Annotated in this window: 26 protein-coding genes; 14 read left to right on the top strand and 12 right to left on the bottom strand. The window is 57.7% G+C overall.

Annotated elements, in window-relative coordinates:
- The first annotated feature begins 71 nt into the window (after window positions 1-71).
- From rpsP to trmD, 6 genes are read left to right on the top strand one after another with little or no spacing between them, the layout of a single operon-like run.
- Entirely contained in the window at window positions 72-461 is a 390-nt protein-coding gene (gene rpsP / locus AC2FFE_RS13850) for a 30S ribosomal protein S16 (RefSeq protein ID WP_496846915.1), read from the top strand.
- Window positions 462-474: 13 nt separating this feature from the next.
- Window positions 475-1110: a 5,6-dimethylbenzimidazole synthase gene (gene bluB, locus AC2FFE_RS13855; protein ID WP_496846916.1), complete on the top strand. Its 636-nt coding sequence runs from the start codon at window positions 475-477 to the stop codon at window positions 1108-1110.
- A gap of 3 nt (window positions 1111-1113) precedes the next feature.
- Window positions 1114-1263, top strand: coding sequence for a hypothetical protein (locus tag AC2FFE_RS13860; protein ID WP_496819843.1), 150 nt, complete (start codon window positions 1114-1116; stop codon window positions 1261-1263).
- Complete coding sequence (rimM, locus tag AC2FFE_RS13865; RefSeq protein WP_496819842.1) at window positions 1256-1759, top strand: ribosome maturation factor RimM; 504 nt, start codon at window positions 1256-1258, stop codon at window positions 1757-1759. Before AC2FFE_RS13860 ends, rimM begins: the two co-directional genes overlap by 8 nt.
- On the top strand, window positions 1759-2574 hold the full coding sequence (locus tag AC2FFE_RS13870) for a hypothetical protein (protein WP_496819841.1): 816 nt from the start codon (window positions 1759-1761) through the stop codon (window positions 2572-2574). Before rimM ends, AC2FFE_RS13870 begins: the two co-directional genes overlap by 1 nt.
- Entirely contained in the window at window positions 2571-3380 is an 810-nt protein-coding gene (trmD, locus tag AC2FFE_RS13875; protein WP_496819840.1) for a tRNA (guanosine(37)-N1)-methyltransferase TrmD, read from the top strand. Before AC2FFE_RS13870 ends, trmD begins: the two co-directional genes overlap by 4 nt.
- Window positions 3381-3500: 120 nt before the next feature.
- On the opposite strand, the gene AC2FFE_RS13880 is transcribed toward trmD, so the two are convergent.
- Together AC2FFE_RS13880 and AC2FFE_RS13885 are read right to left on the bottom strand one after the other, a co-directional pair.
- Window positions 3501-3716, bottom strand: a complete 216-nt coding sequence (locus AC2FFE_RS13880) for a hypothetical protein (RefSeq protein ID WP_496846917.1) — start codon at window positions 3714-3716, stop codon at window positions 3501-3503.
- A complete protein-coding gene (locus tag AC2FFE_RS13885) occupies window positions 3695-4498 on the bottom strand; it encodes a glycoside hydrolase family 25 protein (protein ID WP_496819838.1) in 804 nt (267 codons plus the stop codon). Before AC2FFE_RS13885 ends, AC2FFE_RS13880 begins: the two co-directional genes overlap by 22 nt.
- 373 nt (window positions 4499-4871) lie before the next feature.
- Here AC2FFE_RS13885 and rplS point away from each other — a divergent pair, with 373 nt between their 5' ends.
- The 3 genes from rplS to AC2FFE_RS13900 all read left to right on the top strand — a co-directional run bounded on the left by rplS (window position 4872) and on the right by AC2FFE_RS13900 (window position 6566).
- Window positions 4872-5255 carry a 50S ribosomal protein L19 gene (gene rplS / locus AC2FFE_RS13890; RefSeq protein WP_170531453.1) on the top strand — a complete coding sequence of 128 codons (384 nt, stop codon included), beginning with the start codon at window positions 4872-4874 and terminating at the stop codon, window positions 5253-5255.
- Between the two features lie 11 nt (window positions 5256-5266).
- Window positions 5267-5488, top strand: a complete 222-nt coding sequence (rpmE, locus tag AC2FFE_RS13895; protein ID WP_496819837.1) for a 50S ribosomal protein L31 — start codon at window positions 5267-5269, stop codon at window positions 5486-5488.
- A gap of 268 nt (window positions 5489-5756) precedes the next feature.
- Window positions 5757-6566, top strand: a complete 810-nt coding sequence (locus AC2FFE_RS13900; protein ID WP_496819836.1) for a division plane positioning ATPase MipZ — start codon at window positions 5757-5759, stop codon at window positions 6564-6566.
- A gap of 29 nt (window positions 6567-6595) precedes the next feature.
- On the opposite strand, the gene AC2FFE_RS13905 is transcribed toward AC2FFE_RS13900, so the two are convergent.
- The 4 genes from AC2FFE_RS13905 to AC2FFE_RS13920 form a co-directional block, all read right to left on the bottom strand.
- Window positions 6596-7249 carry a DUF1826 domain-containing protein gene (locus tag AC2FFE_RS13905; protein ID WP_496819835.1) on the bottom strand — a complete coding sequence of 218 codons (654 nt, stop codon included), beginning with the start codon at window positions 7247-7249 and terminating at the stop codon, window positions 6596-6598.
- Window positions 7246-8457, bottom strand: coding sequence for a GTP-binding protein (locus AC2FFE_RS13910; RefSeq protein WP_496819834.1), 1212 nt, complete (start codon window positions 8455-8457; stop codon window positions 7246-7248). Before AC2FFE_RS13910 ends, AC2FFE_RS13905 begins: the two co-directional genes overlap by 4 nt.
- A 144-nt stretch (window positions 8458-8601) precedes the next feature.
- Entirely contained in the window at window positions 8602-9849 is a 1248-nt protein-coding gene (locus AC2FFE_RS13915) for an adenylate/guanylate cyclase domain-containing protein (protein ID WP_496846918.1), read from the bottom strand.
- Window positions 9850-9897: 48 nt separating this feature from the next.
- Window positions 9898-10350, bottom strand: coding sequence for a MarR family winged helix-turn-helix transcriptional regulator (locus tag AC2FFE_RS13920; protein WP_496819832.1), 453 nt, complete (start codon window positions 10348-10350; stop codon window positions 9898-9900).
- A gap of 56 nt (window positions 10351-10406) precedes the next feature.
- On the opposite strand from AC2FFE_RS13920, the gene hmgA reads away from it, so the two are divergent.
- From hmgA to AC2FFE_RS13940, 4 genes are all read left to right on the top strand, one after another.
- Window positions 10407-11762: a homogentisate 1,2-dioxygenase gene (hmgA, locus tag AC2FFE_RS13925; RefSeq protein WP_496846919.1), complete on the top strand. Its 1356-nt coding sequence runs from the start codon at window positions 10407-10409 to the stop codon at window positions 11760-11762.
- An 18-nt stretch (window positions 11763-11780) separates the two neighbouring features.
- Complete coding sequence (fahA, locus tag AC2FFE_RS13930; RefSeq protein WP_496846920.1) at window positions 11781-13037, top strand: fumarylacetoacetase; 1257 nt, start codon at window positions 11781-11783, stop codon at window positions 13035-13037.
- 43 nt (window positions 13038-13080) lie between these two features.
- Window positions 13081-13716, top strand: coding sequence for a maleylacetoacetate isomerase (gene maiA / locus AC2FFE_RS13935; protein WP_496819829.1), 636 nt, complete (start codon window positions 13081-13083; stop codon window positions 13714-13716).
- A gap of 91 nt (window positions 13717-13807) precedes the next feature.
- Window positions 13808-14137 (top strand): DOPA 4,5-dioxygenase family protein, encoded by a 330-nt coding sequence (locus tag AC2FFE_RS13940; RefSeq protein ID WP_496846921.1) that lies wholly within the window; start codon window positions 13808-13810, stop codon window positions 14135-14137.
- Between the two features lies 1 nt (window position 14138).
- Here AC2FFE_RS13940 and AC2FFE_RS13945 read toward each other — a convergent pair whose 3' ends face one another.
- A complete protein-coding gene (locus AC2FFE_RS13945) occupies window positions 14139-15767 on the bottom strand; it encodes an acyl-CoA synthetase (protein ID WP_496846922.1) in 1629 nt (542 codons plus the stop codon).
- 223 nt (window positions 15768-15990) lie between these two features.
- Here AC2FFE_RS13945 and AC2FFE_RS13950 point away from each other — a divergent pair, with 223 nt between their 5' ends.
- Window positions 15991-17382 (top strand): aminotransferase family protein, encoded by a 1392-nt coding sequence (locus AC2FFE_RS13950; RefSeq protein WP_496846923.1) that lies wholly within the window; start codon window positions 15991-15993, stop codon window positions 17380-17382.
- Between the two features lie 599 nt (window positions 17383-17981).
- Here AC2FFE_RS13950 and AC2FFE_RS13955 read toward each other — a convergent pair.
- From AC2FFE_RS13955 to AC2FFE_RS13975, 5 genes are all read right to left on the bottom strand, one after another.
- Window positions 17982-18683, bottom strand: a complete 702-nt coding sequence (locus AC2FFE_RS13955; protein WP_496846924.1) for an ABC transporter ATP-binding protein — start codon at window positions 18681-18683, stop codon at window positions 17982-17984.
- A 4-nt stretch (window positions 18684-18687) separates the two neighbouring features.
- Entirely contained in the window at window positions 18688-19392 is a 705-nt protein-coding gene (locus AC2FFE_RS13960; RefSeq protein ID WP_496846925.1) for an ABC transporter ATP-binding protein, read from the bottom strand.
- Complete coding sequence (locus tag AC2FFE_RS13965) at window positions 19389-20351, bottom strand: branched-chain amino acid ABC transporter permease (RefSeq protein ID WP_496846926.1); 963 nt, start codon at window positions 20349-20351, stop codon at window positions 19389-19391. The genes AC2FFE_RS13960 and AC2FFE_RS13965 overlap by 4 nt, the downstream gene beginning before the upstream one ends.
- Before the next feature lie 4 nt (window positions 20352-20355).
- Window positions 20356-21231 carry a branched-chain amino acid ABC transporter permease gene (locus AC2FFE_RS13970; protein WP_496846927.1) on the bottom strand — a complete coding sequence of 292 codons (876 nt, stop codon included), beginning with the start codon at window positions 21229-21231 and terminating at the stop codon, window positions 20356-20358.
- Window positions 21232-21299: 68 nt separating this feature from the next.
- A complete protein-coding gene (locus AC2FFE_RS13975) occupies window positions 21300-22562 on the bottom strand; it encodes an ABC transporter substrate-binding protein (RefSeq protein WP_496846928.1) in 1263 nt (420 codons plus the stop codon).
- Between the last annotated feature and the right edge of the window lie 54 nt (window positions 22563-22616).

The raw sequence follows: 22616 nt of genomic DNA on the forward strand, positions 1-22616 counted from the left end.
ACCTCCGGTTCAACAAGCACCAGAATTGACCGGGCAATTCCCGGCACACGCCATCTAAAGGAGATACCATCATGGCAATGAAAATTCGTCTCGCCCGCGGCGGCTCGAAAAAACGTCCCTTCTACCGCATCGTGGCTGCTGACAGCCGCATGCCGCGCGACGGCCGTTTCATCGAGAAACTGGGCACCTACAACCCGCTGCTGCCGAAAGACAGCGAAGAGCGCGTGAAAATGAACATGGAGCGCATCCAGTACTGGCTGGATCAGGGCGCACAGCCCACCGACCGGATCGCACGTATGCTGGAAGCAGCCGGCACCCGCGACAAGGCCGAGCGCAACAACCCCAACAAAGGGGCTCCGGGCAAGAAAGCTCAGGAACGCGCGGAAGAGAAAGCAGCCAAGGCCGCTGAAGCAGCCGAAGCTGCGGCTGCACCTGTTGAAGACGCAGCTGCAGAAGAGTAAGCAGGCGGTTGCTGTGCGGGATCAGACTTTCACCGACGATTTTCGCACGCAGTTCGACCTGCTGATGCGGCTCCGGCGCGATGTGCGCCGGTTCCGCACTGACGCAATTGACGAGGCAGTGCTGACGCGCTGTCTCGACGCGTTTCGGCTGGCGCCCTCTGTGGGGCTCAGTGAGCCCTGGCGCGTCATCCGCGTCGAAAGCCAAGCCGCACGCGATGCGGCATTGAAAAATTTCCAAGCCGCAAACACCGAGGCCCTGAAAGGCTATTCGGGCGAAAAAGCGCAACTTTACAGCCAATTGAAACTGTCAGGTATGCAAGAGGCCCCGGTGCAATTGGCGGTGTTCTGCGATGACAGCACCGATAAGGGGCTTGGTCTGGGGGCTGAGTCCATGCCCGAGATGCGGCGCTATTCCGTCGTCTCAGCGATTACCCTGTTCTGGCTGACCCTGCGCAGCTATGGGCTTGGGCTGGGCTGGGTTTCCATTCTGGATCCCGACCGGCTGAGCCGCGACCTTAACGTATCAAACGCCTGGCGCCTGATCGGGTATTTCTGCATCGGCTGGCCGGAAGAACCCTCGGACACGCCGGAACTGGAACGGGCGGGCTGGGAATGCAGGGACGATGCTCTTGCCATCGAGGTACGATAGCTGATGTTTGGATTGTTACGCCTTCCCATCCTGCTGGTGATCGCCTTTATTGTCGGTGTGTTCTTTGAACGCAGCAATCAACGCGAAGCCTGCGAGGGTCTGGGAGAGTGGAAGAGCGGCATATGCGTAACTCCGGGTGGTGCAAATGAGTGATCTAATCTGTGTCGGCACCATCGCGGGCTCTTACGGAGTACGCGGCGAAGTACGGCTGAAAAGCTTTTGCGCCGAACCATCGGATATTGAGACCTATTCCCCCCTGACTGACGAGGCTGGCAAAAAACGCTATCCTCTGGTTTTGACCCGCACCATCAAGAACGGGTTTGCTGCACGATTGGGCGGAGTGGAAACCAAGGAACAGGCAGATGACCTGAAAGGCCTGCGCCTGTTTGCGCGCCGCGATCAATTGCCATCTTTGCCGGATGACGAGTTTTACCACGCCGACCTGATCGGACTTGAGGTTTTTGACACCGGCGGCACCCTGCTGGGACAGGTGAAATCCGTTCAGAACCATGGTGCAGCCGACCTGTTAGAACTGCATGGGCCGGGACTGAAATCAACTGTCCTGCTGCCCTTCACGCTTGAGGCGGTGCCGACAGTCGATCTGGAGAAGGGCCGAATCGTTGCAGACCCGCCCGAGGGGCTGATCTGATGCGGCGCGTTTTGCTGCATCTTGGGCTGCACAAAACCGGCACCACAGCGGCGCAATCCTTTCTCTATGAAAATCGCGAGCTGATCTGGCCGCATTTCTCATTGGTCCTGCCCTACAAAACGCGGAAATCGGGCCTGGCAAATGCGGCGACGCGCCATTCGGTCTATAGGCTGGACGACACGCTGGCCACATTCGGCAGCAAGATGAACACGTTTTTAGGACAGATCGATTTCGGCACGCGCCGGGGTTTGATCATCAGCGAGGAGAACTTTGGCGGCTTGCGGCCAAGCCGAAATCGCGCCGAAGGCTATGCTGCCACGCCCGAGCTTGCGTCGACATTGGTGGGCACCATTCGCCGCCAACTGATCGGGGACGAGGTCGACATCACCATTTATCTGTCGCTACGCGAACGCTCTGAATGGCTGCGCAGCCTTTGGGCTCATGATTTACAGCGCCGACGCTTGGTTGAGGATTTCGATGCGTTTTGCGCGGCGCTGGATCACCTTCCAGATTTGCCGAGCGTCGCCGACAGAATTCAGGAACGACTGCCCGAAGTGCATGTGCAGACAAGATGGCTAGAGGATTTACAAGAAACCCGCTTTGGCCCCGGCACCCCGTTTGCAGAGTATTTAGGGCTGCCGCAAGACAATGCATCCAAGCTTGTACCGCCGTCAAAATCCAATACCAGTCTGCCGCAGGAGGCGCTGATCGAATTGTTAGCGCTCAATCGATCCTCGTTGGACGACACAGCGCTGGTTGCGCAAAAGAAAGCCCTTGTCAAAAGCGTCCGGCGCGCGTTGGCGGATCAGACATGACCGATACACCAAGCAAATCCCACGGGCGCAAAGCCATCCGCCCCACCCTGAAACCGCGTGAGTTGATGACGCCCACACCAGATTTACATGGGGTGTGGAAGGCCAAGATCATAACATTGTTCCCGGCGGCATTTCCCGGTGTCTTGGGTGAAAGCCTAACGGGCAAGGCCTTGCAAGAGGGGCTGTGGCAGTTGGAAACCGTAGACTTGCGACAGTTCGGTATCGGCAAACATCGCAACGTCGATGACACACCCGCAGGGGGAGGGGCGGGTATGGTTCTGCGTGCAGACGTGTTAGGCGACGCCATCGAGCACTCGATGGCGGGTATTCAAGGCAACTGGCCGCTGATCTACCTTAGCCCGCGCGGTCGCCGGATGGATCAGAAGATGATGCAAAATCTGGCGCGTTGCGATGGGATGACGTTGCTATGCGGTCGGTTTGAAGGTGTCGATGAGCGGGTGCTGGAGCATTACGGAGTACAAGAGGTCTCGCTGGGTGATTTCGTGATGACCGGGGGAGAGATTGCGGCGCAGGCATTGATCGACGCCACAGTGCGATTGATCCCCGGCGTTCTGGGCAATCAGGCCTCGACTGAAGAAGAGAGCTTTTCCTCGGGCCTGCTCGAACACCCGCAATACACCCGCCCCGCCGAATGGAAGGGCCGCCCGATCCCGGAGATCCTGATGTCCGGCCACCACGGCCGCATTGCCGAATGGCGACGTCAGATGGCCGAACAGATTACCCGTGAACGCCGTCCGGATATCTGGAAGGACTACGTTGGGAATACGGGCAAAAACTCTGATTGATCCTTGCCCATTGTGGCCTCAAAGCATCAGCCACCAGCGAAACATTCCATTCTGTTTGCGGTTGAGGATTCTGCGGTTTAGTCGCGCTTAGAGGTTGTAGGATCAATCCTGGCTTACAGATCACAAGACGCGTTGCGTGATCAAGGTGAAATCGACCAGGTTGATCGTTGCCTGGCGAAGCGCGGCTTTGAGCGTCGCAAACTGGATCAAGGTGAACGGTTGTGGTTGCGCGACTCGTATGGTGAAGAACGCGAGCGCCGCTTGGATCACCTCGTTGCTGGTGGCACGATCGAGACCTATGGCACAGCTAACCCCTAGGAACCAGCCGCTTTCCATTGCGACCAGACCTCAGGCGAGCTGTGAAAGACGTTGATATCCACTTTGCCCTGAACACCCGGCACCAATCCGGTGCCGGTGTATTGCCAGAACCGCCAAACCGCCCGCGGATAGACCTTGCTCGGGTGCCCTGCGACCGACCTTAGCCAGAAATCCGTCTTGGGCAGGCGTCCGATCTGAGTGTCTTCATAAAAATCCACGGTGGTATAGACGATGGGCCTTCGGCCATAGTGGCGTTCAAGGATATCCAGAAAGCGCTGCGCCTCGGCCCGGACAGTACGGCCATCGGGGCGTATGGTGCAGGTTTTTGAATGGGGCGTCCATTCCATATCCAGCACATGCGGCAGGTCTGCACCTTTGGGCACGTTCTGAATGAACCAGCCCGCCTGTTCCCGAGCAGACCGGCAGAAATAGTAATAGTGGTACGCCCCCCAGGGCACGCCTGCCGCCTGCGCGCCCCGGCGATGATCCTGAAACAGCGGGTCTGCAACGTCACCGCCTTCGGTCGCTTTGAGGAAGGCAAAGCTGACGCCCGATGCTTTGGCCTGACGCCAATCAATCGGCCCCTGCCAGCGGGACACATCCAGCCCATGCACTGGATAAAGCCCGGGATGCCGCCCCTCCCAATCATGCGGGTCAGCGTCACCGAAATCCGGATAGATCACCGATGGGGCCGTTCGATCTACGCCAGGCACCTGTTCAACAACCTGGGGCGGCGGCCCCTGTCGCCCGCATGAGATCACAGTAAGGCCCACAAGTGCCAGCAAAACGGGTAACCGCATGACATCGTCCTGTTTTTGAAATATCTGCTCGTTGAATTGAAGCCAGAATGCCTGAACCACCCGCCAAGGCAACGGGGCAGTTGCAAAGTGGCGAAATCTTACCGGTGCCGCCCACAATTTAGGCTTGATCCCTGCCCGCAAACCCCCTAAAGCAGCGCAATCCGGTGCCGCGAGACGCGACTCCGGTGTTTTGGTTTGTTGTCTGACGTGACGCCTGGCTTTCTTCGGCCCCGGCGCGACAGGGACGGACCAGGCATAAGGAACATTCGATCTGACCTCTGGCGGGCTGTTCGCAGGACCCGGTGAAGACCAAGAGCTCTCAGCCCGTGCCCAAACTTCGTGGACCAACCACGAGCAGATAGGAGTAAATGCGATGGACCTGATCGCACAGCTAGAGGCGGAACAGATTGCCGCCCTGGGGAAAGACATCCCCGATTTCAAAGCCGGAGACACCATCCGTGTCGGCTATAAGGTGACCGAAGGGTCGCGCACCCGTGTGCAGAACTACGAAGGCGTCTGCATCGCGCGCAAGGGCGGCGAAGGGATCGCCGGTTCGTTCACCGTTCGCAAAATCTCGTTTGGCGAAGGCGTGGAGCGTGTGTTCCCCCTGCATTCGACCAATATCGACAGCATCACCGTTGTCCGCCGTGGCCGCGTCCGTCGCGCCAAACTGTACTACCTGCGTACCCGTCGCGGTAAATCCGCACGTATCGCAGAAGTTACCAACTACAAGCCCAAGGCTGGCGCCGAGGCGTAAGGAGCGGAAAGATGAAAAAAGACATCCATCCCGATTATCACGTCATCAACGTCAAAATGACCGATGGCTCTGTGGTTCAGATGAAATCCACCTGGGGCGCCGAAGGCGACCAGCTGGCTCTGGAAATCGATCCGTCCTCGCACCCTGCCTGGACCGGTGGCACCTCGCGCCTGCTGGACGCCGGTGGCCGTGTATCGAAGTTCAAGAAGAAATACGAAGGTCTGGGCTTCTAAGCTTGACCCAACTTGCATGCGAAAGGCCACCCTATTCGGGGTGGCCTTTTTCGTTCATGGCTTTGCGTCAAATCCGATAGAGCGATGAATCAGCCGCACTGGCTTTGCAAGCACCCCACGTTAACCCGCGACGGGTGTTGAGTTTTCCAAAATTGTCTTGGATATCGCCACAAACCACGGTCAGAGGTTCTTTTCATCCCCTCAGACACAACATATAGTGGGTTCCAACAACGTGTAGACAAGCACGGCGGGACTTGGGAATACAAGCATGGCACATATCATTGTAGTCGGGAATGAAAAGGGCGGCGCCGGGAAATCGACCGTCTCGATGCACGTGGCGACGGCATTGGCTCGCCTGGGCAACAAGGTCAGTACTTTGGATCTGGACCTGCGCCAGCGCAGCCTTGGCCGCTATTTTGAGAACCGCAGCAACTTTCTCAAAGGAGCCGAGCTGACGCTGCCCAGCCCGCTCCACCACGACCTGCCCGAGATCGACGCAAGCACCCTGAAACCGGGTGAGAATATCTATGATCACCGCCTGTCGGCAGCCGTGGCCGAGTTGGAAAGCGACAGTGACTTCATTCTGATCGACTGCCCCGGATCGCACACGCGGCTCAGCCAGGTGGCACATTCGCTGGCAGATACTTTGATCACCCCGCTGAACGACAGCTTTATCGATTTTGACCTGCTGGCGCGCATCGATTCAAAGGGTGAAAAGATTCTGGGGCCTTCAGTCTATTCCGAGATGGTCTGGAACGCGCGTCAGCTGCGGGCACAGGCCGGTCTTAAACCTATCGACTGGGTGGTCGTACGCAACCGGGTTGGTACCCAGCGCATGGTCAACAAGGAAAAGATGCAACGCGCGATCGAGATGCTGTCGCAGCGCATCGGCTTTCGCGTTGCCTCGGGCTTTTCGGAACGTGTGATATTCCGCGAGTTGTTTCCCCGCGGGCTGACCTTACTGGACCTCAAGGACATCGGGGTTAAACAGCTGAACATCTCGAACATTGCCGCCCGGCAAGAGCTGCGCGACATGATGCGCGAGCTGAACCTGCCGGGCGTGGAAATCGATTTCTGATCGCTCGGCGCCCAAACACGGGCAGCCTTTCAGTGATACAGAACCGGATCAGTTTCATCCGCCGGATCAACAATTGGGTCAAGAACCAGCAGCAACCGTGTTTCGCCCGTGCCCTCAATCGGTGGTGATCGATGCAGAAGGCCTGATTTCGGTGTCTCTGGCCAACGGGTTCCGCGCAGCAGGATTGGCGATCCGGTCGGAACAGTGAACACGCGGCTCGGATCTTCTCCGTTGGAGGAGATTCCATATTGCGTTCCCGTCCCACGGTATGTGCAAACAAGCCGGGCCGTGACAGCGTCAATGTGGAACCGTCGACAGGCATTGGTCGCCACAACATCCAGACGCAACCGCACCCAGGTTGCCTGCATCACATCGGCAAACAACACCGAAAGCGCGGCAACATCGTCGATCAGGCGGTCCCGTTCGATGCACTCCGGCGTGCCCAAGCTTTGACAAATCTTGCCCATTGCATCACGCACCGCGTCCGGTCGAAGGATCATGCGCGCCTTGGGCAGTACTTCTGGTTCAAGCGCATTCAGCCAGTCCTGGAAATGGGTCAAGGGAGCCCTGCGCCAGATCGCAGCAGCACAGCCGGGATGATGAATCGCGCTCAGACCCTCGGGGGTTGAGAAGACGCCAACACCTATGGGCGCGTCCTTCACTACCTCCCGGACAAAGCTCATGCAGCCGCCTCGGCGCGCCGCCACAGCGGGAAGGGATCGGGAAGATCCGGCAGGTCTTCGACACGGGCCGCAGCCATCGCTGGCAGCAACGCTGCATCCAGCCGCGCTTTGAGCGTCGGCCAGTCGATACCGCTGCCGATAAACACGATCTCTTGCCGGCGATCGCCCCATGGCTCCTGCCAATGGGCCTGTATATAGGCCCGAGCGCTTTCGTGATCCGGGCGGCGATCCTCGGGAACCGTTGCCCACCAGGTGCCCAGTGGTTGAACCGAGGACAACGCGCCCGCCAGCGAGAACTCGGCCACCCAATCCGGGCGCGTGGCGATCCAGAAATGCCCTTTGGCACGGATCACGCCAGGCAAGTCACCGTTCAGTACCTCAAGGATTTTCTCGGGCACGAAGGGTAGCCGAGCACGATAGACAAAGCTGGTAACGCCATATTCTTCGGTTTCCGGCACGTGATCCGCAAACCCATAGAGTTCTTTGGCCCACATTGGATGCTCATGTGCCTTTTCAAAATCGAACATCCCAGTATCGAGAATGGCATCAGCCGCGACATCGGAATGGTTCGTTTCGATAATTTTTGCGTCCGCGTTCAGGCTGCGAATGATCTTACACGCCGCATCCACACGCTCAGGCCCTGCATCGTCAATCTTATTCAGGATCACCACATCCGCAAACTCGATCTGGTCGGTCAGCAAATGTACCAGAGTACGCTCATCTTCTTCGCCCATTGTCTCACCACGATCGTTCAGGAAATCGTGGCTGGAATAGTCCTGGAGCAGGTTCACCGCGTCGACCACAGTGACCATAGTGTCCAGCCGTGATACGTCGGACAGGCTTTGCCCAAACTCATCGCGGAAATCGAATGTAGCTGCGACAGGCAAAGGTTCGGAAATTCCGGTCGACTCGATCAACAAATAGTCAAACCGGCCTTCACCGGCCAAACGGCGAACTTCGTCCAACAGGTCGTCACGCAGCGTGCAGCAGATGCAACCGTTTGACATCTCAACCAGCGTCTCATCAGTGCGCGACAGTTCGGTGTCGGCACGCACCAGATCGGCGTCGATGTTCACTTCGGACATGTCATTGACGATCACCGCCACCCGGCGGCCATCGCGATTGTTCAGAACACGATTCAACAGCGTGGTTTTACCGGCGCCGAGAAAACCTGAAAGAACTGTTACGGGAAGCCGGGTATCGGTCATAGCATGCTACCTGTTCTGTTACATCTGGGTTGTTTGGTGCGTCAGACCGAACCGGTCCGGGGCGCGCCGAGCATAGCTATTTTGTTATGTAATTACATTATCAATGGCAAGGGGTCTTTTTCTGCAACCGCCCCAAGGCCTGTATCAGCTGATCGGGTTGTAGACGGTAAACAGCTCTTTCGGCTCATTAACGCCACGCAGCATGTATCGCCCGACCGAGATGAGTTCGGGCTCACACGGATCGGCCGCGCGTGCAACGTCGTCTGATACGAGGATTCTCTGACCCAGAGATTTATGCATCCCCGCAATCCGTGCGGCCTGATTTACCGCTGGACCAATCACTGTAAAATCCAATCGGGCTTCCGATCCGATATTGCCATACAAAATCTCGCCCGAATGCAGGGCCAGCGTGTAGTTTGATACCGGCAGCCCTTTGGCCTCGCGCCGCGTATTGAGCTCCTGCATCCGCTTTTGCAGCAGGGGTATCGCCGATAGTGCTGCGCGGGCATCAGCGTCAATTTCACCGACATCGAACATGGCCATCAGCCCGTCGCCCATGAACTTGAGGATGTTTCCGCCGCAATCGTGAACCACGCCGACCGCAACTGCCAAATAGTCATTCAGCATTTCGATGATCTGATCTCCGGGCAGATCCTCGGACATATTGGTGAACCCTTCCAGATCGAAGGTCCAGATCACCGCATCAATTTGCTGCAAAGACCCGCGTCGTATTTCGCCGGACAACACGCGATCGCCGGCATCGCGCCCCAGATAAACCCGCATCAAATCCTTTGACATCACCTGGTTCTTCGCAGATTTCAGCGCCAACCCAAGATGCGGCAAAACCGCATTGATCCGCGCCAAGTCACCATCTTCGAAACCCGTTGGCGCATCGCTGGTCCAAGACATCAGCACCCCGTCGCTGACCTTGTCGGGCCCTGTGTGACGCACCTGTTCGGATAGATCGAAAGGGATGCCAGTGGCGTAGTAGTCAGTCGCACCTTCCTCTCGCAGCTCATTCAGCAGCGGAAATCGGCTTGGTTCATTTTGATCCACCAGTTTGACACGAATATCGTCCAAATCTTCGTTCAGCAAAGCATACAGGGGGCTGCGCAACCATTGCTCGCTTGGTGTATCCGTGTTCTCGAACTTCTCCGATGTTCCGCCACTGGTCCGGTACCAACTGTACCCAAAGCCGCCATAGGCCGGGTGCAGGGTCGACTGTGCCGCATGGAACCGCATCAAAGGGATACCCTGATCCACCAAAGTGGAACAAAACCCTTCCAGCAATTCTTCTTGTCCGGCACCTTCCAGTCCTTTCCGGACCAACCAATCAATCAGGTCGAAAAATGCAGGCGGAAGGCGGTCAGAAGGCATCATTTGAACGTCCATGTAAATTCTTTGCAACAAATGGGGACGGATGCACCGTTCTACCAGAGGTTACTCGAAACCGGCCAGCCGTCTTAGCATTTTTCGCAGGATCGCAATTTCATCGGTATCGAACTGACCAGCCAGTTTGGCATCATGTTGCACAGCAATATCCCGCAACTCACGATAGGTCGCCTCACCCATTGGTGTCAGCGTCAGCCATTCCACGCGCCCGTCGCGATCATCCCGGGTTCGTTTCAAAAAGCGCCGATTCTCCAGTTGCTGAACCGCGCGGCTGATTTTGGTTTTATGTGTCTTTGCCCGATGCCCGATCTGTTTCGCGGTCATTGTGCCAAACAAACCCAGATGAAACAGCACCCGCCATTCGGTGCGCAGCATCCCATAGCGATCTTTGTAGACCTTCTGAAAACTGATCGAGGCGGATTCTGCCGCCTGGTTCAACAGGAACGGCAGAAAGTTCTGAAGGTCGAAACCGTCAGTGTCGGAGGTTTTATCGTTTCTCATGCTTGTTAGTTACAAAAACAACTATTATCCGACAAGCACCAAACGGAGGAACCACAATGAATCGTCCGGTAGAACCGCACAGTCTGACACAGGCCAGCACGCCCGTTGGAACCCATTCCGGCTATATGCCCGGCTTTGGCAATGATTTCGAAACCGAGGCGCTGCCTGGTGCCCTGCCCCAGGGCATGAACAGCCCGCAGCGCTGCAACTATGGTCTTTATGGCGAACAGCTGAGCGGCACCGCCTTTACCGCAAACCCGCCTGAACGAACCTGGTGCTATCGCATTCGCCCCTCGGTCAAACACTCGCACCGGTATGAAAAGACTGACCTGCCGTATTGGAAATCAGCCCCCTGTATCGATCCGGATGTGATCTCTTTGGGCCAGTACCGCTGGGACCCGGTTCCACACGCTGACGGTGGCCTGACCTGGCTAACCGGTATGCGTACCATGACCACGGCCGGGGATGTGAATACGCAGGTGGGAATGGCCAGCCACATCTATCTGGTTACTGAGTCGATGGTTGATGACTATTTCTTCTCGGCCGATTCCGAGCTGTTGGTCGTGCCACAGGAAGGCCGGCTGAGATTCACCACCGAGCTTGGTATCATCGATCTGGAGCCCAAGGAAATCGCCATCCTGCCGCGCGGGCTGCTGTATCGTGTCGAAGTACTGGAAGGCCCGGCACGCGGATTTGTGTGCGAGAATTACGGGCAGAAGTTCGAACTGCCGGGCCGTGGCCCGATCGGGGCCAACTGCATGGCCAACCCCCGCGACTTCAAAGCCCCGGTTGCCGCGTTTGAAGACCGCGAAGTGCCCTCGACCGTAACCATCAAGTGGTGCGGGCAATTCCACACCACTAAGATCGGTCACAGCCCGCTGGATGTGGTTGCATGGCACGGCAACTATGCACCGTACAAATATGATCTGCGCACCTACTGCCCGGTTGGGGCCATCCTGTTCGATCACCCGGACCCGTCGATCTTTACCGTCCTGACAGCGCCGTCAGGCCAACCCGGCACGGCCAATATCGACTTTGTCCTGTTCCGCGAACGCTGGATGGTGGCAGAGGATACATTCCGCCCGCCCTGGTATCACAAGAACATCATGTCTGAGCTGATGGGCAACATCTACGGCCAGTACGATGCGAAGCCGCAGGGTTTTGTCCCAGGTGGGATGAGCCTGCACAACATGATGATCCCGCACGGACCGGATCGCGAGGCATTCGAAAATGCCTCAAACGCCAATCTTGGGCCGGATAAGCTGGACCGAACGATGTCATTCATGTTCGAAACGCGCTTCCCGCAGCACCTGACCGAGTTTGCAGCCACTGAAGCACCTTTGCAGGATGACTACATCGATTGCTGGACTTCGCTGGAAAAGAAATTCGACGGAACACCGGGTAAGAAATAACACAGGTTTGGAGACAATATGCCATTGATGAAATCCTGGGTGACCTCGGCCAACGACCCGACCCACCCCTTTCCGCTGAACAACCTGCCGTATGGAGTCTTCTCGGTTGCTGAAGACGAACTGCGTTGCGGCGTTGCCGTTGGTGACATGATCTTCGACGTGACAGCGGCCGAAGAAACCGGGCTAATCGTGCTTGGCGACGATCCCCTTTTTGACCTGCCTTTCTGGAACCCTTTGATGGAACAAGGGCCCGCCGTATGGGCCGCCTTGCGCAACCGGCTGACCGAGTTGCTGTCGGAACGCGCGGAGGAGCAAGGCAAGGTCGAACCCCTGCTGGTGTCGCAGGGCGACGTGCAGATGCACATGCCTTTGGCAGTCAGTGAATACACTGACTTCTACGCAGGTCGACATCATGCCACGAATGTGGGCACTATGTTCCGCGGGCCGGAAAATGCGTTACCACCCAACTGGCTGCACATCCCGATTGGCTATAACGGGCGCGCCTCATCCGTCGTGGTGTCTGGTACGGATATCCGCCGCCCTTGGGGCCAGTTGAAGGGACCCAACGATGCCCTGCCCCGTTTTGCGCCTTCGCAACGGTTCGATATCGAGCTTGAGATGGGTGCCATTGTGGGAACCCCATCCGAGGGTCCGATCTCGGTACAGGAAGCGGATGACAACATCTTTGGCTATGTCCTGCTGAACGATTGGTCAGCCCGAGATGTCCAGGCGTGGGAATACCAACCATTGGGGCCCTTCCAGGCAAAGGCCACCGCCACTTCGATCAGCCCCTGGATCGTCACCAAAGCCGCGCTGGAGCCGTTTCGGTGCGACACCCCTGCCCGAGAGTTCGAGTTGTTGGATCATCTGAAGGATTGCGGCCCAATGCTCTATGATATCGACCTCGAAGTGGCGATGGCCCCTGCGGGACAGCCGGAAACGGTGATCGCCCGGACCAACTACAAAGAGATGTATTATTCCGCCGCGCAACAGCTGGCACATCACACCACGTCGGGCTGCCCGATGAACACCGGGGACCTGCTGGGGTCTGGTACGATCTCTGGCCCTGAAACGCAAAACCGGGGGTCGTTGCTGGAACTCAGCTGGGGCGACAAAGAGCCTCTGAAGTTGGATAGTGGTGAGACCCGCAGTTTTATTCAGGATGGCGACACGCTAACCTTGAAAGGGCATGCCAAGGGCGACGGCTATGTGATCGGGTTTGGCACCTGTACGGGAACGATCCTTCCTGCGCTTGAAGATCCTTACAAAAGATGAGGCGCTGAACCCATTTTTTAAACTCGCCTATCTGAGGTGCAAAATGACCGAGACCATCCTTTATGACTACTGGCGTTCGTCGGCCAGCTATCGGGTACGGATTGCGCTTAATCTAGCCGGGATTGCGTATCGCTCGGTCTCGGTTGATCTGACGAATGCAGCGCATAAATCTGACCAGCACCTGAGGCGAAATCCGCAAGGGCTGGTGCCCGTGCTTGAGATTGACGGCCTGCAACTGACCCAGTCATTGGCCATCATCGACTATCTGGATCAGACCCGACATCTTGGCCTTCTGCCTACTGACCCCGCCGCGCGCGCCAAAGCGCAGGCATTGGCGCAGTCTATTGCGATTGATATCCACCCGGTTTGCAATCTGGCAGTGGCCCGATATGCAACACATCTGAGCGGTGACGCCGAAGGGATGCCCGGGGACTGGATGAAACGCTTTATTCGTCCGGGGCTGTTGGCCTTTGAAACACTGCTTGGAAGTTTCGAACAGGCCCCCTACTGCACCGGCACGCAGCCGGGCCTTGCTGATCTGTGTCTGATCCCACAGCTGTACAATGCGCGCCGGTGGCAGGTCGATCTGACGGATATGCCCAACCTTCTGAGTGTCGATACCGCCTGCGCAAACCACCCGGCCTTTGCTGCAGCGCACCCGGATCAGCACCAGCCGTAAGCGCCCGCACAGGATCTGTGCGCAGCTACGGCTGTTCAATCGCTTTTGCCATGCCTAGCTCATTGGTGTCGTACAAGAACACGAGGTCCCCATGTCCGAGATCACCGGCTATCACGCACATGTCTACTTTGACGCCCAAACACAAAAGGCAGCGCAACATATCTGTGAGGACGCAGCGCGCCTCTTCCCGGTTCAAATGGGCCGCATGCACACCCGCAATGTTGGTCCTCACCCACTCTGGAGTTGCCAATTAGGGTTCTCGGCTGACACGTTTGATCAGGTGATCCCGTGGCTCATGTTAAATCGTCAGGGGCTGACAGTGTTCACCCATCCTGAAACCGGAGATCCCCTTGCCGATCACCGCGATCACGCCTTGTGGATGGGTGAGGTTCTGCCGCTTGACCTGTCGATCTTCGGCTGACCTATTCCAACACCCGTGCCTTATCGCGCAACACAAATTTCTGTATCTTCCCGGTTGACGTCTTTGGCAACGCCCCGAACACAACAGTCTTGGGCGCTTTGAAATGGGCCATGTTATCCCTGCAAAACGCGATCAAATCGGCCTCGGTTGCATTCGCACCGGGCTTGAGTTCAACGAAGGCGCAAGGCGTCTCGCCCCATCTGTCGTCCGGGCGCGCAACGACCGCTGCCTCCATAACCGCAGGGTGCTTATATAAAACACCTTCAACTTCGACGGATGAGATATTCTCACCCCCCGAAATGATGATGTCCTTGGACCGGTCTTTCAGCGCAATGTAGCCATCCGGGTACATCACTCCCAGATCGCCTGATGCAAACCATCCGCCATTGAATGCTGTATCCGTGGCATCTGGGTTCTTCAGATACCCTTTCATCACCACATTGCCCTGCATGAAAATCTCACCCATGGTCTCTCCATCTGCCGGGACAGGCTCCAGTGTCTCAGGATTGGCTACCATCAGGCCCGACAGCGCCGAATAGGGCACGCCCTGCCGCACCTTCAGAGCCGCACGATCTTCGGGGCCCTGCGCATTCCATTCCTCTTTCCACGCGCAGACGACTGACGGCCCATAGGTCTCGGTCAGGCCATAAACATGGGTCACCTCAATCCCCATCGCCTCCATCGCTTCGATGACCGCGGCGGGTGGCGGGGCTCCTGCTGTCATCACCTTGATCTGATGGTCGAAATCTTTCAAGTGATCCGGCGCATGTGCCAGCATATTCAGAACAATCGGCGCGCCGCAAAAATGAGTGACCTTCTCATCCCGGAATGCGGCATAGATCGGTTCCGCCCGAACAGCACGCAGGCAAACCGATACCCCAGCATTCGCCGCCATCGCCCATGGGAAACACCACCCGTTGCAGTGAAACATCGGCAGCGTCCACAGATAGATCGAATGGCGCGGCATATTCCAATCAAGCAGGTCGGACTGCGCGTTCAATGCCGCACCACGGTGGTGGTAGACCACACCCTTCGGGTTGCCAGTCGTTCCGGATGTGTAGTTCAGCGTAATCGCATCCCATTCATCGTCGGGCAACGCCCAGTCATAGTCCGGGTCACCTTCTTCCAGCAAAGCCTCGTAGGTCAAATCCGCCAGTCTTTCGCCACCTTCAAAGCTGGGATCTTCGATATCGACAATCAGAATGTCATGCTCGACCTGCGACAGTGCCTCTTTGACCACCGCTGAAAACTCTGTATCAACCAACAGAACCTTTGCCTCGGCATGGGTCAGGATAAAGGCAATGACCGGTGCATCCAGCCGCGTGTTGATCGCGTTCAGAACAGCCCCCGCCATGGGCACCCCAAAATGCGCCTCGTAGAGTTCGGGAATATTGGCCGCGATGATCGAAACAGTGTCCCCTTTTCCGACGCCCCGCACCGCCAAGGCCGAGGCTAACCTGCTGCAGCGGCTATAGGTTTGCGCCCAGGTGTAACGGCGATCTCCATATACAACTGACGGGTAGTCCGGATAAACCGCCGCCGTCCTTTGAATAAAACTGAGCGGGGACAGGGGCGTATAATTCGCACGGGTTTTGTCCAGGTGACGCTCATATATGTTGGCCGCTTGCATACGCCAATCCTCCCCAATTCGCGTGTTGGTCGACTTGAGCACAAACTTGCGGCGCTGACAAACCCGTAGAAATACGCCAAACATACGTTCTGGCTTTATGCTAAGATACGATCTGGCCCTATATTCCAGCGGTCATTCGCGGTGATCTGAGCCATCGCAAACACATGCTATTGTGGGCTCTGACCCACATCCTGCACACCGCACCTGATTGAAAGGACATGTCATGGACGGAACGTTCAGTGAAAACGATCTTTCCCGCGTGGTCGAGGCCGACCGCGCCCATATCTGGCATCACCTGATCCAGCATAAACCCTTTGAAACCAATGATCCCCGCATCATCGTTGAAGGCAAAGGCATGCGTGTCTGGGACCAGAAAGGCAAAGAGCATCTGGATGCAGTCTCCGGTGGCGTCTGGACCGTGAATGTCGGCTATGGCCGCGAATCGATCTGCAAGGCCGTCTATGACCAGCTGATGAAGCTATGCTATTTTGCTAATTCGGCGGGCTCGATTCCCGGAGCGCTGTTTGCGGAAAAGCTGATCGAAAAGATGCCGGGGATGAGCCGGGTGTATTACACCAACTCAGGCTCTGAGGCGAACGAGAAAGCCTTCAAAATGATCCGCCAAATTGCGCATAAGCGCTATGGCGGCAAGAAAACCAAAATCCTGTATCGCGACCGCGACTACCACGGCTCGACCCTGGCCGCGATGTCGGCAGGTGGACAAGACGAGCGCAACGCGCAATACGGGCCGTTTGCACCCGATTTCGTCCGTGTTCCACACTGCATGGAGTACCGCAAGCACGAGTTGGACGGCGCGCCGGAAGAGAATTTCGGCGAATGGGCTGCCGATCAAATCGAAGAGGTGATTCTGCGCGAAGGCCCCGACACTGTTGGTGCGCTGTGCCTTGAGCCGGTCACTGCAGGTGGCGGTGTGATCGAAGCGCCCGAAGGCTATTGGCAGCGTGTGCAGGAGATCTGCAAGAAATACGACATCCTGCTGCATATTGACGAGGTCGTCTGCGGCGTAGGCCGGACTGGCACCTGGTTTGGCTACCAGCAATATGGCGTGAAGCCCGACTTTGTAACCATGGCTAAGGGTGTCGCCTCGGGCTATGCGGCCATCGCCTGTCTGGTAACCACCGAAGACGTCTTTGATATGTTCAAGGACGACGCGGCGGACCCGATGAACTATTTCCGCGACATCTCGACCTTCGGGGGATGCACCGCCGGCCCTGCTGCTGCGATCGAGAACATGCGCATCATCGAAGACGAGAACCTGCTGGGCAACTGCACTGCTATGGGCGACCGGATGACGGACAACCTTATGGCGCTGATGGATAAGCACAAGGTCGTGGGCGACGTTCGCGGCAAGGGCCTGTTCCTAGGGGCTGAACTGGTGGCGGATCGCAGTAGCAAAGAACCAGTAGACGAGAAACTAGCACAGGCTGTAGTTGCCGACTGCATGGCCCAGGGCGTGATCATCGGCGTCACCAACCGCTCGGTTCCCGGTCGGAACAACACGCTGTGCTTCTCGCCCGCGCTGATTGCGACCGCAGATGATATCGACCAGATCACCGACGCGGTCGATGGCGCTCTCGGTCGCGTGTTTGGATAAACGGGGCAGGACAATACTCTGAACCGGCGCCCATAGCGCCGGTCCACTTAAGTGAATGGCCGCTTTGCGGGCGAAGCGGGCTTGTGGACTGCATGAACCAACGATTGCTTTCTTGAGACTTCGATCGGAACCCAGAGCTAAATAGACATGAGCCATTTCTTGAAAATTCTTACCATGACACGCTCCTGATCGCCGGGGCGACAGACGAAGTAAAGCCCGCGATCCAATGGAACACTGCTTTCATCAAAACGGATCAGCCGACTAGGTTCTTAGTCTCTCTCTGCGAAGTGTCGTCTTGCCAACCCCGCGCCTTGCCCGTCAATCGCGGCCTCCAACAGAACTGCGCTGTCCACGTATTTGATGCTCTGCGCGTTGAACCGATCAGCGCTCAATCTGACCTGCACACCCCAGCTTTCCCATCCGATGTAGAGAAGACGTCGTGCAATAGTGGAAGGTCAGCCACGTCCTCAGCGCGCATCGGTAGTCGGGTTGCCGACTGATGGCCCCCGGGGGGCGTTCAGAACACTGGAACGCGATTTGAGAAATATAGCCGATATGCGAAAGTACAAAGCGCCGTAGATCTACGAGGACGAAGACGATCATCCCAGATAGGCCTGTTCCAGCAGGCTCGGGTCTTCGAATAACTCCCTAGGCGCGCCGGAGAACCGAAGTTTGCCCTGGCTAATGACATGGCAATGGTCCGCAATCCCAAGTGCGAGTTGGGTGAATTGCTCGATCAAGAGAATCCCTAACCCGTCCGTTCGCAATTTTTGAACCACTTCAATGAGGCGTTCAATGACAACTGGGGCCAATCCCAGTGACATCTCGTCGATCAGCAAAATGCGGGGTTTGCTGACGAGCGCTTGAGCGATCGCAACCATCTGCTGCTGCCCGCCCGAAAGCGCGCCCGCACGCCTGCCGAGAAGTACCCTGAGCTCGGGGAAGACCTCGAGCGCATAGTCCGTCTGTGCTGTCAGATCGGCATCGCTCAGATGCGGCCCGGCGGCGCGCAGGTTGTCGATGACCGAGAGGCCAGCAAGTGTCTGGTGACCTTCAGGAACTGCGGCTACGCCTGCGGACCGAATGGTTTGCGGGTCGGCCTTTGTCAAATCGGCCTCGTCGAGACAAACCCTACCCGTTTTGGGCAATACCCCCGCAAGACCGAGAACCAATTCGCTCTTGGCCGCGCCATTGGGGCCAAGGAGCGAGATGATCTTGCCTTCGGGTACGTCGAAGGACACGCCATCGACTACGCGGCGTGTAGCGGTCTCAACAGTCAGGTCATAGATAGACAAGGTCATTTGACTATTTCCCCAGATAGGCGGCCTTCACGACCTCATTTGCCAGCACCTCTGCTGTCGGACCGAAGGCAATTAGCTTTCCGAAATCGAGCACGGCGGTGACCGAACAGACGTCTCGGATCAGATCCACATCGTGATCGACCAGCAACACCTGAGCACCGTACTCCGAATGTATTCGGGTAATCACCCTGCGCAGTCGCACCGTCTCGACCTCACTGAAGCCGCCTCCTGGCTCGTCCAGCAGCACCATACGCGGACCGCCCACCAGGCATTTGCCGATCTCGGTCATGCGGGCCTCGAACGGATTTAGATATTGACCCTGCCGGTGCCGCAGATGCGCGATTTCGAGAAAATCGAGGATGCGGTCCATCTCGGCGGCTCGATCTGCGCGCGGCAACCCCTTGCCATCGAGAACGGTCTGCAGGTGATCCTGAACCGTCAGTTCCGGCACAATCTGCACCTTCTGAAACGATCTCGCGAGGCCCCATCGCGCCCGCGCGTGCGGTGGCATCGTCAGAAGGTCGCGGCCATTGACGCCGATCGATCCACCCGTCACTGGCGCAAAGCCCGAGAAGGCATTCATGAGCGTGGTCTTTCCGGCGCCATTCGGACCGATCAGACCGATAACATCGTCGGTAAGGTGGACGCTCACATCATCAAGCGCAACGACACCGCCGTATTTCACAGTCAGGTTGGTGACGTCGATCATGTTTCGACCTTTCTCTGGAACAAGCTCTCGATTTGACCCGCGATGCCGCGTGGTGCCGTCATAATCGCGTGCAGCAAGGCGACGCCAAAAACGATCAGAGCTGCGTCGGAAGAAACCCCAAGGTTGTTGAAGAGCGCCGGCAGGAGTTTATAGAGCACGCCTGCCAAGACTGCGCCAAACCAGGAGTACACGCCCCCCACGACGGAGAGGGCAAAGAGAAGGATGCCCTCGGACGCACTAAAGCTGCGTGCATCAAGCTGCCGTATCGCCCCGGCCAACAGCGCCCCAGACGTTCCAGCAAGAACGCCTGACAGCGCAAATGCCCACAATTTGAACCAAGTCACGTTGATGCCTGCCGCCATGGCATTGGCCTCGGACATACGGATCGTCTTCCAGGCCCGTCCGGGTGCTGTGCGCTTGTGGGCCTCGATCAGCAGGAAGCCGAGGGCGAGTGTGGCTATCACATAGGCCAGATAGGCCGCGTCTGTCTCGGCGATACTCGGACGCCGCACGGTTTGCGCGGATTGCAGGGCCACACCCCAGAACCCACCGCCGCCATTTGGGAATTGTACAGCGTTGAAGAGGATCTGAAAACCGGCCGCGACCATCAGCGTGACCAGCGCCAGATAAAGCCCTCTCATCCTGAGCGCGGGCAAGGCTAAGAGCGCGCCCAGCGCGCCGGTGGCGATGCCAGAGACGACCATGATGAGCGTGACAGGCAGATCGGTCCCATAGTTGAGCCGCAGGGCGATCCAGCCCCCAGCACCGATCAGGGCAATTTGGGCGAGGTTGATCAGCCCTAGCTGGGCATAGACCAGCCCGATCCCTGCTGCGGCCAGGGCAAAGATAGCAGCCGAGGTAAAGACCTTTATCCAGAAGGCCCCGAGGATCAACGGGAAGGCAATGATGCCCACCGTGAAAAAAAGGACCGGGAAAGCAATTTGTACGTTGAGTTTCACGTTATCACTCTCCTGTAGCGAATGTCAGTCTGGTGCCGCGTTGCATCCACAGGATGATCAGTCCGGCGATGATGTAGGGCGCCATTGTGCGAAAGGCCGAGAATGCGGGATTGAGTGCCAGCATGGATTCGACGACCCCGATGAAGAGCCCTCCGACCAACGTCGCGGGCAGCGATGTCAATCGGCCGCAGATCGCTGCCGCCGTCGCGGGGATCACCATGAAGGTGATGACGGTGGGTTCCAGCCGCACCAGAGAGCCGAAGAACACACCGGTCACGCCCGCCAGCGCACCTGAAATCCCCCAGGCAAGTGTTTCGACTTTGAGGATCGGGACACCCATAAGAGCCGCATGGCCGCGGTTTTCCGCCAAGGCGCGCATGTTCAGACCGGTGCGCGTCCGTTCGAGATAGAAGATCATTCCGACGACCGTCGCGACGGCAAGCGTAAGCACGATCAGCCGCGTGGCTGTGACGCGGACCCCCAGCACCAACACGGCTACCTTGTCCGTGGGCAGTTCAAGCTTGCGCAATGTGTCGTCCCAAAGAAGGCCCATCAGTCCGAGAAGGATCAAAAGGTAGCCGAGCGTGGCTACCGCCTTCACCGCCGGTTCGCGGTGCGACAGATGCGGTGCAAGGGCGCGGCCATAGGCCACTGACAAAACGAACCCGGTCAGAACTGCACCGCCCCATGCCAGCGGCGCAGGAGCACCCCAGTTACCGATTTGCCAGGCCACCATTGCTGAGAACGCGGCAATCGCCCCATAAGCGAAGTTGAGAAATCCGGTGGAAGAGCGCAGGATCACGAGGCCGATCCCGCCAAGCGCATAAAGCGATCCCACCGCAAGGCCGGATACAAGAAACAGGCCGTAGACCGTTAACATGTCGTATGCTCCTGAAGAAAAGGGCCGGACGGCGAGGGAGGATTGCCGCCCGGCAGGTCAGGGAGGATTTAGTCCCGCAGGCCCAATGCACTTTCCTGACTCAGAATCGGATCGAGATAGGCGCTGTCGATGTCGTAGCAGTCGCGCACCAATTCGAAAGCACCATCGCGGTAAACGACCATCCTGCCTTGGTGGTTGGGCATGTGCCGGTCGGCCTCGCCCACGTAATAGGGGCCGCAGAGCAGATCGCTTTCGACGCCGACGATCCCTTTGATGGCCTCGGTCACGCTGGCGCGGTCGATCGTTTGGGGGTCAAGCTCCAGAAGCGCATCAACAAAGAACTTGGCCGAGATGTAGCCCGACTGGCTGAAGGTATCGCGCCGGTCGCCGTCCTGACCGTAGTCGTCCATCACGGCAATCCAGTTGCGGTTGTCGGGTCCGTCGCTGTCAAACTGGTTCAGCTCGATATTGACGTAGATATGGCCGTCCCAATAGTCGCCCAGCACTTCGGTGACGCCGGGATCATAGAGCGGCGTGGGCGAGACCCATTTGAACATTTCGCGCCCACCTTGTTCCTCGGCCACGCCAAGCAGGCCAATCGCCGGCCCTGCGGGCAGCATCAGCAGGATCGTATCAACCCCTGCAGCCAGGGCTTGCAGGTAGGTCGCGTTCAGATCCACGCTTGTCGGGTCCATCAGGATCGACGTGCCGCGCAGGCCCTTCTCCTCCATGTAGCGGTTCATCCAATCGCAGGCCCAACCACCGTTGTTGGGAATGTTGAAACCAATGCAGGCGGCGTGCTGGGTTCCGAGCTCTTCGATTGCAAACTTCAGTGCACCGATGCCCGAAGGCAGCGGACCCTGGTTTGCTGAAACGATATTCGAGCTTTCGTAGCATTCCGAGATCGCGCAGCCTGATGCCATCGCCATGATACCTTGGTTAGCATATAGCTGAGCATTCACAGCCATTTCCACGACCGAGCCGTTGCCTACCAGCGCCACGACACCCTCGTCTACGACAAGCTTGTTCGCGACCTGGCTTGCCAGCTCCGGGTTCCACTGATCGTTCTCGACGATGTACTCAATGGGTCGTCCATTGATCCCGCCATTCGCGTTGACGCAGGTGAAATAGGCCATGGCGGCATCGGTGCCGCCCGAAAAATCGCCCGGAGGCGCGTTACCGTTGATCCCGCCGACCTTGATGGGTTCGCCGGTGGCTGCCTCGCCTGTGTTGAGACCGCAGACCGGGCCGTCCTGGGCTGCGGCAGGCTGGGCAATGCCCATCAGGCACAGCCCAACCATGCCTCCGAAGAGGTTTAATGTGTGTTTCATCTTGTTTCTCCTGTTAGTTTGTCCGACCGTCACGCGGTCGTTTGGCAAGCCTTG

The sequence above is a fragment of the Ruegeria sp. YTSA168 genome (assembly GCF_059610045.1).

Excerpts from the sequence above, each read along its gene's own strand:
- rpsP (WP_496846915.1), top strand. The coding sequence starts at position 72 with ATGGCAATGAAAATTCGTCTCGCCCGCGGCGGCTCGAAAAAACGTCCC.
- AC2FFE_RS13860 (WP_496819843.1), top strand. The coding sequence starts at position 1,114 with ATGTTTGGATTGTTACGCCTTCCCATCCTGCTGGTGATCGCCTTTATT.
- rimM (WP_496819842.1), top strand. The coding sequence starts at position 1,256 with ATGAGTGATCTAATCTGTGTCGGCACCATCGCGGGCTCTTACGGAGTA.
- AC2FFE_RS13870 (WP_496819841.1), top strand. The coding sequence starts at position 1,759 with ATGCGGCGCGTTTTGCTGCATCTTGGGCTGCACAAAACCGGCACCACA.
- trmD (WP_496819840.1), top strand. The coding sequence starts at position 2,571 with ATGACCGATACACCAAGCAAATCCCACGGGCGCAAAGCCATCCGCCCC.
- AC2FFE_RS13880 (WP_496846917.1), bottom strand. The coding sequence starts at position 3,716 with ATGGAAAGCGGCTGGTTCCTAGGGGTTAGCTGTGCCATAGGTCTCGAT.
- AC2FFE_RS13885 (WP_496819838.1), bottom strand. The coding sequence starts at position 4,498 with ATGCGGTTACCCGTTTTGCTGGCACTTGTGGGCCTTACTGTGATCTCA.
- rplS (WP_170531453.1), top strand. The coding sequence starts at position 4,872 with ATGGACCTGATCGCACAGCTAGAGGCGGAACAGATTGCCGCCCTGGGG.
- rpmE (WP_496819837.1), top strand. The coding sequence starts at position 5,267 with ATGAAAAAAGACATCCATCCCGATTATCACGTCATCAACGTCAAAATG.
- AC2FFE_RS13900 (WP_496819836.1), top strand. The coding sequence starts at position 5,757 with ATGGCACATATCATTGTAGTCGGGAATGAAAAGGGCGGCGCCGGGAAA.
- AC2FFE_RS13905 (WP_496819835.1), bottom strand. The coding sequence starts at position 7,249 with ATGAGCTTTGTCCGGGAGGTAGTGAAGGACGCGCCCATAGGTGTTGGC.
- AC2FFE_RS13910 (WP_496819834.1), bottom strand. The coding sequence starts at position 8,457 with ATGACCGATACCCGGCTTCCCGTAACAGTTCTTTCAGGTTTTCTCGGC.
- AC2FFE_RS13915 (WP_496846918.1), bottom strand. The coding sequence starts at position 9,849 with ATGGACGTTCAAATGATGCCTTCTGACCGCCTTCCGCCTGCATTTTTC.
- AC2FFE_RS13920 (WP_496819832.1), bottom strand. The coding sequence starts at position 10,350 with ATGAGAAACGATAAAACCTCCGACACTGACGGTTTCGACCTTCAGAAC.
- hmgA (WP_496846919.1), top strand. The coding sequence starts at position 10,407 with ATGAATCGTCCGGTAGAACCGCACAGTCTGACACAGGCCAGCACGCCC.
- fahA (WP_496846920.1), top strand. The coding sequence starts at position 11,781 with ATGCCATTGATGAAATCCTGGGTGACCTCGGCCAACGACCCGACCCAC.
- maiA (WP_496819829.1), top strand. The coding sequence starts at position 13,081 with ATGACCGAGACCATCCTTTATGACTACTGGCGTTCGTCGGCCAGCTAT.
- AC2FFE_RS13940 (WP_496846921.1), top strand. The coding sequence starts at position 13,808 with ATGTCCGAGATCACCGGCTATCACGCACATGTCTACTTTGACGCCCAA.
- AC2FFE_RS13945 (WP_496846922.1), bottom strand. The coding sequence starts at position 15,767 with ATGCAAGCGGCCAACATATATGAGCGTCACCTGGACAAAACCCGTGCG.
- AC2FFE_RS13950 (WP_496846923.1), top strand. The coding sequence starts at position 15,991 with ATGGACGGAACGTTCAGTGAAAACGATCTTTCCCGCGTGGTCGAGGCC.
- AC2FFE_RS13955 (WP_496846924.1), bottom strand. The coding sequence starts at position 18,683 with ATGACCTTGTCTATCTATGACCTGACTGTTGAGACCGCTACACGCCGC.
- AC2FFE_RS13960 (WP_496846925.1), bottom strand. The coding sequence starts at position 19,392 with ATGATCGACGTCACCAACCTGACTGTGAAATACGGCGGTGTCGTTGCG.
- AC2FFE_RS13970 (WP_496846927.1), bottom strand. The coding sequence starts at position 21,231 with ATGTTAACGGTCTACGGCCTGTTTCTTGTATCCGGCCTTGCGGTGGGA.
- AC2FFE_RS13975 (WP_496846928.1), bottom strand. The coding sequence starts at position 22,562 with ATGAAACACACATTAAACCTCTTCGGAGGCATGGTTGGGCTGTGCCTG.